Raw genomic sequence first — 14,195 nt, forward strand, 5'->3', positions numbered from 1 at the left:
AACAAGAAAATTTATAGCGGTATCATGTCCCTTTCTTGTTTCATAAATTCTCCTAAACCCCTTATATACCATACATTTATACAACATCTTCTCAAATTTCAGGGAATTATAAAACATGAAAATTCATAGCGGTATCATGTCCCTTTCTGTTTGAAAAGATGAATCACCCCAAGCGGTATCACGTTCCTTTTATAAATACCAAATTTCATATAAATCCCTTTAACATCAATGTTTATTGACGATTTTCATGTAAATTATAATAAATAGAAATATGAAAATCCACAGCCCTATCATGTCCCTTATATTTTTGTGAAAATAAGCTTCCAACCCCATTAGAACAACGTTTATTAGTATTTTACAACTCATTTTCTTATTTATTCGGAACATGAAAATCCATAGTGATATCATGTCCATAAAAAAAATAGAACAAAACCCGAAACCCCTTGGTATGAAAGGGATTAACGTACATTTCATTTTTTCATGTTAGCTCTTAAAGGGGCCCATTTCATCAACTTTTAATTTGCTATAATTAAAATCGGTATATTTTATATTGTACGGATATGTATATTTTAATTTGTATAGGAGGTGAAAAAGATGAGCAAATCATTTGTTATTCGTAATCAACGTAGTCTAGATGGACAATCTACTAATGCGGTTATAGTTACATTAAAATCTTGGCAAGCACTTGTTGATGCATTGGAAGGAAAATACTATAGCTATAAAGACACATACCTTGAAGATATTATTAATCAAATGTCGTATGAAGAACGTATTGCGGATATCGATGGATTTATTGCACAAGCAAAGCCATCTTTTTCACGTCATACTATTTCAAAGACAATGGAAAGAAAACATAAATTGTACGGTATTACAAATGCAGATCTTGAAGTATTCCTTTACCTTCATAAAAAATGCTATACGAATGGTATTATTCCAAACGTAACAGTACATATGCTTTGGGAAGACTATAAGCAATACAAAGAAGAATTGGCATGTATACAGCATTCTCAATTCTATATTGCATTAAAAAAATTAAGCCTACATAACATTATTACGATTGAAAATGAATTAGATAGTCGATACACAATTAAAATAACTCATTTTATGAATGAAGAAACAGAAAAAGCAAATCCTTATGTTTACATTAGTCCTGTAGTCTTTACAAAAGCTTTCTTTGAACTTTCAGTAGCATCTAAGAAGCTATTCTTAGATATTGCTATGCAACAGCATAGAGAAACTACATTAAAACGTTCTTTAGACAAACAGGATGAAAGAGGTAATAAGACTCACTTTGGTGGGATGTACCGCTTTCTACATAAGAAGTATCCACATCAAATTCGTGCAGTTATGAAAGAACTAACGACTGTATTGCCTTGTACAGGAACTCCACTATTCAAAATCTGTAAACTACAAAAAGGGGTTCAAAACAAGAAAAAATACACGACTTTATTTTTATCTATTCATTCAGACTTCTTATGTGGAAAAGAATCAGGCGAACTACAGTATCGTGATCCTTTTACTCCAAAGGTTACGTATGCCCGTAAAGCCCGATTTATTGAATCTACACTACAAGAAATGCATATTGGGGAATTTACACGAGACATGAATAAATTTATTCATGTACTTAAAAATACCTGTCATCGACAAATTCGTAGTGTAATACATAGTTTGCGTGACATGATTGATCGCACTGAAAAATATCCAAGTAAGTTAGTATATACACTGAAAAAATTATTGAATCAAACATCACAGTATCATATTCTTGATACCGCAGCTAAAGAAGGGGTTTATCCTCTTATTACACAGCACGTACCAGCGAAACAAAAAGAACAAGCTATATTTGATTTCGGATTGCATTTCTCTATGTACTCTCGCCGAAGCATCAAGAAGCTGTTCCGTAAAACATTTGAGTTATTAAAGAACAAATTTGCCGTACCTGTTACAGAGGAATCTTACCATCGTAATTATCTAAGATATCAAGAAGAAACATTATTTAGAAAATACGCTTATGAACAAGGTGCAAATCTAAATGCTTATATGGCTTTAGAAATAGAAATGCGTGAACTTCTAAAAATAAAAGGACATAAGGAACGCTTTATTCCTAGCGATGTACGTGAATTGTTCATTGAAAAGATAGATAAATTACCAAAAGAAAAGCTAAGGGTAATTGAAGTACCTGGTAGCATAAATTTAATTACCTTTATACGTGCCTTGGAACAGCTGATACGTGCTGGAATTCAAGTAACATCAACTGAACAGGTATTAAAAGTAATGGAAGAAATGTAATCATTTTCAGCTCTCTATATTTGAAAAAAATCAAAGTAGAGGGCTATTCGTGTTGGCTCTATCATTCAAAGTCTTTCTATTAGATACATTTATATACTTTTCTAAAAGATTCTATTGAAAATAGAGTCTTTTTTTATGCACTTCTATACAATAAAAGTTATTCATCATTGTTAATTTCCACAATAGTAACTTGCAAAGGCATCCAATACCTATATGAATAGAGACTTTACTCTACATAAAATCATAATAAAAATTAATTTTTTAGTGGATATGTTTATAAAAAGTATCAGTTGTGAATAAATATATCATACTATTGTTGCTATATAAGGGTTCTATAAGTAAATCTACTAAAATTCATCAAGTTTTATGTGATTAAATATGAATAACTGAATTAAGTGGATTAAATTATGATTATTGTGTATAGATTGTGTACAAATAACTACAAATTGGGGACAACTATCGAGAATATCTTCTTATTTACGGGTGAATAAATATACTTATCAATGAATTATTTTTCTTCATTTTTTATGTAGGAATAGTGGTAATATTTTATGATTTTATGTAGAAATGATAGTACAACAAAGTCTATCTTCACATTCCCATTACATACCATTTATGATTTTTTACAGTAGGGCATGTTAAAAATACTGTCATAGCAAGCTTTATTCTATATTTTATGAACCTATATAAGTTTTATCTTTATATTTTAAATATATATAAGATATATATTTATATAAGATTTTAAGAAGAGGGGGAATATTTTAGATAGGATGGGGACAACAAATATATTTTTATTTTAGGTAGCTGGTAAAAGTTACGGAAAACAAACGGAAGTTGTACCGGGTTGGTTACGTGAACAAGAAGAACAGGGGGCAATGCAGCAATCACAACAAACTCAAAACGATGAATCCGAAGACAATAAGAAACGTTTTGATGAAATATTAAAGGGGAGTAAGATATGAAAAATACAGGTGTTACAAGAAAAGTGGACGAGCTAGGGCGTGTAGTAATTCCGGTTGGGTTACGCAGAACTTTAGGGATTACTGAAGGTGCAACATTAGGTTTTCATGTTGAAGTGGAAAATGTTATTTTAAGAAAACATGAACATCATGCTTTGTAACAGGTTAAGTTGCTCATATTGTAAAAAAAGTTATTTTCCATAGCCATGGATTTGATTCGGCTCATTGTCCAGGAGAAGCAGAAGGGAACACACATAAATTCGCTTTAGAGCTAGGTGACATCTTGTACTACATTTCAATCTTAGCAACAAGATACCCAGAAAAATTTAGTCGAGAAGATAGTTAAAACGTACAGATGTGAAGTAAGAGCAAATTTTAATTTTATTAAAAAGAAGGAACGGAGGAATATGTAAAAGAGTTTGAAAGGTCCATAAAAAAAGAATTCAGTAAAACTCTGAATTCTTTTACACGTATTTTATTTGTTAATCCATTTAGAAATAATAGGATAATGAAAGTCTTTGTCCTGTAACACATATAAAATTCCTTTTATAGGTCCGAAAATCAACAAAAGAAACAGTATTAGATATAAAGGAGCTGTTCTGAAAATACTCAAAGCGTTATTTGAAATTAGGTCTAAATTAGACAAAGATAACATTAAGATTCTGATTATGAAAAGATTCCAAATCACTGTAATTATCCAAATGGACAGTTGGTATAAAACAGCTTCAAGGATATTTTTTCGAATGTCTTGTGATTTGCATATGAAATAAAAAATCAATGGTATATAAAAAATTGTGACGCTAAAGAAAATAAGAATAAAAAAAGATAATAAGGTAAGAAAATGCATAATTAATTTTATATTATTTTCTTTTCTTGAGTTAGGATCATTAAGGTCCTTCTATATAAATAAAATTTGTTGTACCTATAAAAATATAAGCTGTAGGTAATTATAACATAAAAATTAATTGTAATAGAATACTACATCGACAAGAAAACGGTTCTGAAAGTGAAATTAGCTTAGGAGATTTAACTTATTTTAAAGACGATACTATTCGATCAAGGAGGTGTTTACTTTATCCGAGGTGATTCTATACAAAGTTTTAATAGCAGATGTTCTTAACTATCACGAAATATCAGTAAATCAAAAACGTGGGCACATCAAAAAAGAGCATTATCGAAAGTGCTCTTAGAAAATACATTTTATATTCTGTTTTGAGCTACGATTTTAATATTCTCTGGTAGAATGATATCTTAAATTTTTTCTTTTAAATCTATTTGGAGCATTTCTTCAAGGTGTTCAAGTGAAACTTCAAAGTTTATATATTCCGCATTCGCAATGTTTAATAAAGAATAATTTTCATTTTTTTTAACAACAAGATATCGTGATTGTTCTGTTATTACTATACACCCTTGTTGAATTCCTAATTTGCGATTATCTTCAAAAGTCATAAATAAATCTCCTAACATTTTTATGTAAGAACTAAAATCAACAAAATCCTTATTTAAAAACAAGAAGCCCTAGAGTTAGGGCTCTAGGGCTTCTTGTTTTGGTATTCTCACATGGTTTCTCAAAAAGAATAGAACATACTGAAGATAACATGTGAATGTTTCATAAATGTATCGAAAAAGTGAACAAAATTGCTATTGCAGAAGAAGCAGAAATGAAGTTTCTAATATTTAAGTGTGCAAAAGGTATTATTTATAGTGTATAAAATGCACATGGGGCACCTAATCATTCTTTTACCGGAAGAAAAGAATATATTATGAACTTGGTTGAATGAAAAAATGAAAATTTTACTTTAAGCGAAGTTAATGAAATATATTTTGAAGGTTATATTAATGATTGTTATCTCGATGGACACCTTAACTTTATAAAAGTCCTAGAAGAAAAACACGATTATGAGGAATAGTAAGTTATAAAAGTGAACAAAATCGTTATTTAAATAAAAGAAACCCCGATTGTCTGCGGGGCTTCTAAGGGTAATCGTCAAGTAATGACGTACTCGACTAAATAACCATACCATGAATTTTTTGGTAGAAATACTGGTAAATGTGTCCATGTGGGTAAGGTCATCATTTTGAACAAAAACGGTATTTTAATAGAAAAAATTTAAAAAGAAGGACCCACATTGAGGGGGTGGGTCCTTTTAATAAGGCTAGGCATGTATACTAAACATATAGAGATTAACTATATATTACCAAAAGTGGATTGGGATTTCTATGTGTTAATTGTTGAGAAATATTTAATGGGAATTTCATTTTATAAAAAAGAGAAGCGCTTGACCAAAGCGCTCCTCCTAATACGATGCTAATACAAAATACCTATCCGATTACAATGTATATGCGTTATTTATTCAATGAGTGCTTTTATAATTAAAATTTGATTTTATAGAAAATCAACAAAATAAAACGAGCACTTGTGCCAGAGTGCTCGTTTTATAAGATGACGTCATTCATTATGTTATGTTTGTGAGTCATGAACAATTAAATGAGTCGAAAAGTAAGGTTCGAAATAGTGTATGTATCTGTTAATAAATAGGTGCTTGTACTAAAAAGCAGCTAGCAAAAGCTAACTGCTCAAAAACTTGTTGGAAGCTACCTAGGGAAGGTAGTCCAGTATTAGTATTGACAGGATATTGATTTTTATTCCGGGGGAGAGGAAAATGTTAATTAAACCAGATAAACAGCATGTATCACGGTTTTGGATACCGATTGATTTAGGTTTTGCTCGCACACTAGAAATGGTGGAAGGTTTATATATAGGGGAGCATAATGGAGTACATTTAGTAACTCATTTTAATGAGAAAACTTGTATGCATGTCGTATCGGAATTGACTACTGGATATGGGATAGCGAACTCATTTGAAAAGTGGTTTGCGATTGAGAAAGCAAAATGCAGAATTGATACGAATAAAAAACGTGTTCAACTATGGATAAAAGGAACTAATGCAAATATGGAGAGTTAAATGAATTAATTCCAACAAAATAATCCTTTTAAGTGGTATTTAAATATTTTTTGTAATTTTATAGCAAAAAATATTTTTATCGGAATTGGTAGGATGCCCTATTTTACTGTCGAAATGGTACATTAACAAGAAGGAGGCACAGTATATGCTATATCACTTAATAAAATTAGGGGAAACATTAGAATCTGAGGTAAAACAATCTAAAGGTAGATTATATTTTGATTCAGTTAATTTTGGAGTTTGGGTTTCAAAGAGCATTTTGTATATAAAAAATATCATAAAGATACTTTAATAGTAAATAAAATGAAGAAAAGTTATAAAGAAATAGACTATGCAAATAATTATAGATTTTACAAACTAATGTTCAGTATATTAAAAGTAATATAAGAGGAGGCAAATGAAGGAATAGAGGAAGTTAAAGCATAATAAATAATTAATTGAAGGGAAAGTAAGGAAATTATCTTGAGTAGAGGAATGGAGTACAGTCCGGCTAGAAAACTAGAGGACACCAATTTTTAGGACAGTAATAATGCTGTTTTAAGAAATGGTGTCCTCTTTCTTATTTTGTAAGGGAGATGGAGAAAATGAAAGCACTAAGAGATCCATTACGTGAATGGGGAAAACAAACTAAACAAACAAAGAAGAAAAAACAAAAGAGAATTTTAGCACGCGTAAAATAGAGGACTTAATGGGGATACATAAAGCTTGTTATGAGCGTAGACGTGGAGCCTTAAGAAAATAAAAGGAGTGGTCTGAAATGGCTAAGCAATTTGGAATGATACGTAAGGAAATGAAAGTCACACCTTCTTATGAAATGAGAGAACATGGACCTCCATATGCAGTTGGCAAACCGTTAGAAAATGTAGGAATCTCTAATATTTAACAAAGCAAACGTGAAGAATGGTTAGAGAAAATGGTATTTCGAGTTAAACAAGCATTAAGTCGATTTGGAAACAGTACAGCTGGGAAAAACCAGAGGGAAATTATAGTTAAACGATATTTAGAAGACGAAGGTGTATGTGATTATATGGTGTATAACGAAATTGGCATGATTGAGCGTACGTATCGACGTGTGAAAGCAAGGGCATTCTATAAGCTTTTGCTCTTAGATTAGAAGTTTATGAGATAGAGAAGCAATACGGGGGTGATGACCTGTGAATTTTGCCCAGCCCATACGTGATCCAGAGCAAATACAACAAATCAAAGAATATTTAAAAGAAAAGAATATACGTAATTATATCTTGTTTGTAATGGGGACTAATACAGGCCTACGCATTAGTGATATTTTAAAGCTGAAGGTTGGAGTTTTAAAGGGAAGCCATATCTCAATGCGTGAAATGAAGACAGGTAAGCAGAAACGAATTCAGATTACTGGAGCATTAAGAAGAGAATTGAAATGGTACATTGAAGAGATGGAAGATCATGAATATCTAATCAAGAGCAGACAAGGAAAGAATAGAACAATAGGAAGAAGTATGGTATATAAAATACTTAGTACTACAGCAGCAGAGTTTGACTTAAACGAGATTGGAACACATACACTACTAAAACATTCGGATACCATATGTACATGCAGACAAAAAATTATAGCCATTACTAATGGAGATATTTAATCATTCAAGTCAACAAGTATCATATACAATATATAGGAGTAAACAAAGATGCAATGGACAAAGCAATGACTAGGTTTAAAATCTAATCATTGCTTTTTTCTTTTTAATCCTATACAGTAACTCATTTTTATTGTGTTGTGTAACTCAAAAAAGAAAGTGTTATGAAGCTATGAATATCAAGGGCAGTAGCGTTTGGCTTAGTTACACAAAATAGAACATATGGGTAAGTCATTTGCTGGAATCATAGTATGAAATAGTGGATACAAATAAATGTAGAACATAAGGGGAGGAAATCTAATTCATGTTAAATGAAGAATTATTAGAGGCACTAATTAAATATTGAAGGTTTAAGGGGGAAAATCCTGATATCTTACAAGTAAATCGAAGGTATTTTAGAAGCCTTCTAGAAAAATTGAATTATCCAGAGTGGCTTATTAAAAAGAAAGAAAAAGAAACAGAAATGAAAACAAGTTTATTAGGAGTGGCAGTTGAGCTAACAGATGCAGTGGGAAAATTTGAACTGTGAAGAAAGTTGGCAGAGTCGTGACTGCTTTTTGGCAGGAGATGTGCCGGTTGTTTTGGAATTATCATGTTATATTTGTATTGTGAGAAGTGGCGGAAAACACAATTCACTATGTTGTTTCTAAAAATTTAAACGGTTCGTAATGACGGCACATAAAATCCGAAACCAGCAGATGGTACTGATTGAATGCTACCGTGATTAAGGAGAGCTTTTGCTCTTCTTAATCATGTTTGCTGTTTAGCTGAATATAATAACATTAGGTGAATGGAAGAAAAGCAAAATGTTTAATACCTTAAATAAAATGTTAGCAACTATGAATAAATGGTGATTTTATTGAAATCAAATTAGTGGAAAGGCAGGGATAGTATGAAATACTTAGAAGTTAGCATGAATGGTGGATATAAACATCAAGTTCATATGCCTCTAGAAGAGTTTGAAATTTGGATTACAGGTAAAGAGGGGTTGTTACTTAATAAATTAATTCTTGTTGGAGACGTTATGATTAATCCAACTAATATCTCTATGGTTAGAGAAAAAGTAAATGATAATTTTGAAGTTCCAGGGGTATACAAACCTAAATAATACGTAAAAAAGCATCCATCAGGGTGCTTTTAGTCAATTTATAGATTGTTTCCCTAATGAAGATATTGTTAATTCTGCTTACTTTAACATTGATGGAAAAGTTCCAATTGATAATGGTGTATTTATCGAGCTGGAACTTTGACAACCAAATAAAACACCCCGACTTTCAACTGCTAGAGAAAGAGTTCAAATCATTAACAATACTTGGATCAGAGCTATTTGTACAGCTAAAGCCCCGGCAGGAACTGGCTTTGTAAGGTTTCGACCATACGTACAAAGGAATGGTAGAGCTTGGTTCTGTATGACCATGCTGCAGCGAGGTAAAGTCGCCACAGAATTTTGGTTACATCCGAAAGATCAAAATGATGCTGATAAAATGATTGAAGATATTGCTAATAGAGTAGCTACTAAGGATTACGATAAAAAAGTAACAGAGTTAGAAAGAAGTATCAGAGCTACTGAAAAAGGCGTTTCAATTATTATTGGAAAACAAGAAACGTTTATAAATGAGACGTATAATGCCTATGTAAAGAAAACAGAATCTAGGTTAGAAGTGTTAGATGAAGGGAGTCTAGCACAGATTTTAAAGGATGGCATCATGACTTCTATCAATATGTCACCTGGTAAAATTACAATTGATGCTGAAAAACTTAATATTAATGCCGATACAATAGTAAATGGCTAATAGCAAAAGGAATCACCATTGATTTCATTAAAATCAGTGGTGATAAAGTAACAATTGATAAGAATGGTATTATAGCAAAAATGCATGAATTCTTTTTGAAGATGAGCGTGGGCAGAAATTTTCAGTAACACCAAGGAAGAATCTCATTCCAAATCATGACTTTTCACAAATTTCTTTTCAAACTTTTAATAATTATTTTTTGAAGATCGAATACAGTCCTACATAGACAATTATGTATAATCCATATATTGAAAACCAGTGGTTAATCCGATGCGGATAGATTTGTCAAATTGGATTCGATTTACATTATTTGAAGGGGTCAAACCGGGTAAGAAATACACATCGTCTGCTCATTTCAGAGCAACTACCAATGATAATCGTGTAAACATTACAAACAATCCAATCATGAGAGCGGTATTCGGTAAATATAACGGTGACATTCCTGTGGAGCTTGGACGAGCATCAAAAACTTATGATGCACCAAGCATTCAAACTGGGAAAATAGTAAGATATGCTTTAACCTTCAGTGTGCCGAGTAACCATGAAGAAGGAAATGGTTATGTTTATATTGATTTATTTGGCGAGGGTCTCATAAATAATATGCAAGCAATTGCTGTATCAGGTGTTCAGTTGGTGGAAGGTGACGTTCCTGCCGTGTATAACTGGGATACAACAAATGGACAAGTAATGAACGGTACACTTCCTTTTTCTACAATTGCACTTGGTACAAAAGATAATATTATTTGGCACAATTATGTGAACAAATGAAACTATACAAAATTCAAGCGTTCTTATGAAAAGTATGTAAAACTTTTAACGGGAATTTTAAAAGCTAGCAAGATATCTGTAGAAAAAGGATTGTGGACACATAGCGATGTAACACATCACCTTGGCAGTACAAATCATAAAGATCCAATTGATTACCTTAAGTCTCATGGTGTTTCAGAAGCTCAATTTAGAGCAGACGTACAACGAGTATACGACAGCAGTAACATATGGGATTGCCTATATTGAAGGTTACAACGTTAACTTACGTAAAGGACCAGGTACAAGCTATTCTAAGATTCTTCAATTAAACAAACCAAAACCTTATATTGTATGGGTTGAAAAGGGTGGTTGGTTAAATCTTGGTGGAGATCAGTGGATTAAGAACGACTCTTCTTATGTGAAGTTTAATAAGAAAAGCACAGTGGATTCTTCTATTGTAGGGAAGCGTGTTATTTCAAAAGTTAACAACCTACGTTTCTATGATGCTTCATCTTGGTAGGATAAAGACGTGGCGGGTTCTGTAGATGCAGGATTAGGATTTACAATTGATGCGAAATTAAATGTAAATAGTTCACAACAATATAAAATTCACAATAGTAAAGGCAAAACATAATATGTAACAATAAACGAAGCCTATGTGTATGTGAAGTAAAGTAAAAAGATGAAGTGACCCCTAAAAGTTAGACACGGTTATTTCATTAGGCAGCTTGATAAAAGTGAGTCCGGTATTGTACCGGGCTCATTTTTAATTTTGCCTTAATCCGTTTCGTATTATAATAATCTATATATTTTTCTAATTCTATTTTAAAGTGCTCTACATTTTCAAATTCTTTTATGTAGAGGAACTCCGACTTCATAATCCCAAAGAAATTTTCTATTACTGCGTTGTCGTAACAGTTGCCTTTTCGAGACATACTCTGGACGATAGCTCTTAATTCAAGTGTCCGGACGTACTGTCTCATTTGATAATGCCATCTTTGATCCGAATGCATCAGTAGCTGGTGGGTTTCAGGTAAACGTTCCAATGCTTTCTCTAACATGTCTGAAACAAGCGAATACGTCGGTCTAGAACCAATTGTATAGGTAATAATTTCATCATTATACAAATCTAATACAGGTGATACATACAGTTCTTCTCCAAACAATTTAAACTCGGTGATGTCTGTTACCCACTTTTGATTCGATGCATCTGTATGAAAATTACGCTCTAAAATATTAGGTGCAATTCTACCGACTTTTCCTTTATAGGATTTATATTTCTTCATACGCACAACACACTTTAACCCAAGCTCTTTCATAATGCGCTGAACCTTCTTGTGGTTCACTTTCTGGCCACGATTCGTTAATTCATCACGAATGCGACGGTAACCATAACGACCTTCATTTTCCTCATAAATCGCTTTAATCTCAGCTTTCAAATCGGCATCTACATCTGGACGATTCATTTTCTTTACTAAATCATAATACGTGCTTCGAGGAATAGTAGCTAGCTCCACGAGTGCCTTCACCGAATATTTATGCCTTAATTCATAGACTACTTGCGCTTTGTCTTGTTTTGTGATTTTTCCTTGTTTTGAACTAAGGCATTTAACTTTTTTAAGTACTCATTTTCCATCTCAAGCTGTTTAATGCGTGCTTCAAGTGCTTCGACTGACCCTTCAGTTAAAGGTTGTTTTAATTGTTTATTTGAATCTTTTTTCATGGACGGACGCCCCTTTTTCTTAGATTGAAGAGCATCAATTCCTTGTGTTTCGAGCTGTTTTTTCCAAACAGAAATCGTTGAAGGGGCAGGAATATTAAAGATAGCTGCCGTCTCAAATAAGGACATACCGTTTTCAATCATAAAGTTTAGTACGTCTAAGAAAAGCTTCCAGACCATTCTGTTTATATTGGTTTACCCAATTCAAAATGATTGTGTCACTTATACCGAGCGATCTACCCATTTCTCAATAACTTTCATTTCCGTTCAAATAACGTAGAACGATTTGTATTTTTTCATCAGCTGTAAATTTAGCCATAGAAAAACTGCACCCCAATTGTTAGACTGTGTCTAACAATTGGGGTGCAGTTCAGTGAGGAATGCTCTTTTTTACAGTATAAAGAAATATATCTCTAATTTGATTTGTCATTGTATTATATGTAGCACTCGGAAGTAATATGAACATGAAAAATAAAAAACCAGAGCACTTTTGACCGAGGAGCACTCGGGCTACATGGGATGCTTACTATACAAGAGGAACACTTGTAACTTTTCTATATATAATAGCATCATGCCAGGAACAATTTATTACATGTTATTAAAATTTCAATAAAATAAAAAAAGAGCATTCCTGGTTGGATGGGTGAACTGCACCCCAATTGTTAGACACAGTCTAACAATTGGAGGTGCAGTTTTTCTATGGCTAAATTTACAGCTGATGAAAAAATACAAATCGTTCTACGTTATTTGAACGGAAATGAAAGTTATCGAGAACTGGGTAGATCGCTCGGTATAAGTGACACAATCATTTTGAATTGGGTAAACCAATATAAACAGAATGGTCTGGAAGCTTTTCTAAAACGATGTACAAATTACACACAACAATTTAAACTAGACGTACTAAACTTTATGATTGAAAACGGTATGTCCTTATTTGAGACGGCAGCTATCTTTAATATTCCTGCCCCTTCAACGATTTCTGTTTGGAAAAAACAGCTCGAAACACAAGGAATTGATGCCCTTCAATCTAAGAAAAAGGGGCGTCCATCCATGAAAAAAGATTCAAATAAACAATTAAAACAACCTTTAGCTGAAGGGTCAGTCGAAGCACTTGAAGCACGCATTAAACAGCTTGAGATGGAAAATGAGTACTTAAAAAAGTTAAATGCCTTAGTTCAAAACAAGGAAAAATCACAAAACAAGACAAAGCGCAAGTAGTCTATGAATTAAGGCATAAATATTCGGTCAAAGCACTCGTGGAGCTAGCTACTATTCCTCGAAGCACGTATTATGATTTAGTAAAGAAAATGAATCGTCCAGATGTAGATGCCGATTTGAAAGCTGAGATTAAAGCGATTTATGAGGAAAATGAAGGTCGTTATGGTTACCGTCGCATTCGTGATGAATTAACGAATCGTGGCCAGAAAGTGAACCACAAGAAGGTTCAGCGCATTATGAAAGAGCTTGGGTTAAAGTGTGTTGTGCGTATGAAGAAATATAAATCCTATAAAGGAAAAGTCGGTAGAATTGCACCTAATATTTTAGAGCGTAATTTTCATACAGATGCACCGAATCAAAAGTGGGTAACAGACATCACAGAGTTTAAATTGTTTGGAGAAAAACTGTATGTATCACCTGTATTAGATTTGTATAATGGTGAAATTATTACCTATACAATTGGTTCTAGACCGACGTATTCGCTTGTTTCAGACATGTTAGAGAAAGCATTGGAACGTTTACCCGAAACCCACCAGCTACTGATGCATTCGGATCAAGGATGGCATTATCAAATGAGACAGTACGTCCGGACACTTGAATCAAGAGCTATCGTCCAGAGTATGTCTCGAAAAGGAAACTGTTACGACAACGCAGTAATAGAAAATTTCTTTGGGATTATGAAGTCGGAGTTCCTCTACATAAAAGAATTTGAAAATGTAGAGCACTTTAAAATAGAATTAGAAAAATATATAGATTATTATAATACGAAACGGATTAAGGCAAAATTAAAAATGAGCCCGGTACAATACCGGACTCACTTTTATCAAGCTGCCTAATGAAATAACCGTGTCTAACTTTTAGGGGTCACTTCAGGGAGGAATACTCTTTTTCTGTAT

Annotated in this window: 6 protein-coding genes and 8 pseudogenes; 11 read left to right on the top strand and 3 right to left on the bottom strand. The window is 32.7% G+C overall.

Annotated features, from left to right (window positions below):
- The first annotated feature begins 594 nt into the window (after positions 1-594).
- The 3 genes and pseudogenes from AC241_RS30585 to AC241_RS35495 form a co-directional block, all read left to right on the top strand.
- Positions 595-2,286, top strand: a complete 1,692-nt coding sequence (locus AC241_RS30585) for a hypothetical protein (RefSeq protein ID WP_050845540.1) — start codon at positions 595-597, stop codon at positions 2,284-2,286.
- Between the two features lie 958 nt (positions 2,287-3,244).
- Positions 3,245-3,411, top strand: a pseudogene (locus AC241_RS30590) (AbrB/MazE/SpoVT family DNA-binding domain-containing protein); the annotation flags it as partial.
- A gap of 3 nt (positions 3,412-3,414) precedes the next feature.
- Positions 3,415-3,611 (top strand): annotated as a pseudogene (locus AC241_RS35495) (nucleoside triphosphate pyrophosphohydrolase family protein); the annotation flags it as partial.
- A gap of 109 nt (positions 3,612-3,720) precedes the next feature.
- On the opposite strand, the gene AC241_RS33955 reads toward AC241_RS35495, so the two are convergent.
- Positions 3,721-4,092 carry a magnetosome magnetite crystal formation protein family gene (locus AC241_RS33955; RefSeq protein ID WP_080990945.1) on the bottom strand — a complete coding sequence of 124 codons (372 nt, stop codon included), beginning with the start codon at positions 4,090-4,092 and terminating at the stop codon, positions 3,721-3,723.
- A gap of 404 nt (positions 4,093-4,496) precedes the next feature.
- Positions 4,497-4,694, bottom strand: coding sequence for a hypothetical protein (locus AC241_RS30600; protein ID WP_050845542.1), 198 nt, complete (start codon positions 4,692-4,694; stop codon positions 4,497-4,499).
- Positions 4,695-5,908: 1,214 nt separating this feature from the next.
- Here AC241_RS30600 and AC241_RS30605 point away from each other — a divergent pair.
- From AC241_RS30605 to AC241_RS35500, 7 genes and pseudogenes are all read left to right on the top strand, one after another.
- Entirely contained in the window at positions 5,909-6,211 is a 303-nt protein-coding gene (locus tag AC241_RS30605; RefSeq protein WP_224414099.1) for a hypothetical protein, read from the top strand.
- 763 nt (positions 6,212-6,974) lie between these two features.
- Positions 6,975-7,369, top strand: a pseudogene (locus tag AC241_RS30620) (ArpU family phage packaging/lysis transcriptional regulator); the annotation flags it as partial.
- Positions 7,366-7,910: pseudogene (locus AC241_RS30625) on the top strand (tyrosine-type recombinase/integrase). The pseudogenes AC241_RS30620 and AC241_RS30625, both read left to right, overlap by 4 nt.
- A 215-nt stretch (positions 7,911-8,125) precedes the next feature.
- Positions 8,126-8,350, top strand: a pseudogene (locus AC241_RS30630) (hypothetical protein).
- 363 nt (positions 8,351-8,713) lie between these two features.
- On the top strand, positions 8,714-8,929 hold the full coding sequence (locus AC241_RS30635; RefSeq protein WP_050845543.1) for a hypothetical protein: 216 nt from the start codon (positions 8,714-8,716) through the stop codon (positions 8,927-8,929).
- Positions 8,930-8,951: 22 nt separating this feature from the next.
- Positions 8,952-10,382 (top strand): annotated as a pseudogene (locus AC241_RS30640) (phage tail spike protein); the annotation flags it as partial.
- Positions 10,383-10,995 (top strand): annotated as a pseudogene (locus tag AC241_RS35500) (SH3 domain-containing protein); the annotation flags it as partial.
- A gap of 85 nt (positions 10,996-11,080) precedes the next feature.
- On the opposite strand, the pseudogene AC241_RS33965 reads toward AC241_RS35500, so the two are convergent.
- Positions 11,081-12,400: pseudogene (locus AC241_RS33965) on the bottom strand (IS3 family transposase).
- A 380-nt stretch (positions 12,401-12,780) separates the two neighbouring features.
- On the opposite strand from AC241_RS33965, the gene AC241_RS33970 reads away from it, so the two are divergent.
- Positions 12,781-14,135, top strand: a protein-coding gene (locus AC241_RS33970; protein ID WP_098630116.1) for an IS3 family transposase whose coding sequence is annotated in 2 segments (ribosomal slippage) — positions 12,781-13,234 and positions 13,234-14,135 — 1,356 coding nt in all. Because the reading frame shifts where the segments join, the coding sequence is not laid out codon by codon here.
- Positions 14,136-14,195 lie beyond the last annotated feature (60 nt).

Source organism: Bacillus thuringiensis (assembly GCF_001182785.1).
GTDB lineage: Bacteria > Bacillota > Bacilli > Bacillales > Bacillaceae_G > Bacillus_A > Bacillus_A thuringiensis_S.

Excerpts from the sequence above, each read along its gene's own strand:
- AC241_RS33955 (WP_080990945.1), bottom strand. The coding sequence starts at position 4,092 with ATGCATTTTCTTACCTTATTATCTTTTTTTATTCTTATTTTCTTTAGC.
- AC241_RS30605 (WP_224414099.1), top strand. The coding sequence starts at position 5,909 with ATGTTAATTAAACCAGATAAACAGCATGTATCACGGTTTTGGATACCG.
- AC241_RS30635 (WP_050845543.1), top strand. The coding sequence starts at position 8,714 with ATGAAATACTTAGAAGTTAGCATGAATGGTGGATATAAACATCAAGTT.
- AC241_RS30600 (WP_050845542.1), bottom strand. The coding sequence starts at position 4,694 with ATGACTTTTGAAGATAATCGCAAATTAGGAATTCAACAAGGGTGTATA.
- AC241_RS30585 (WP_050845540.1), top strand. The coding sequence starts at position 595 with ATGAGCAAATCATTTGTTATTCGTAATCAACGTAGTCTAGATGGACAA.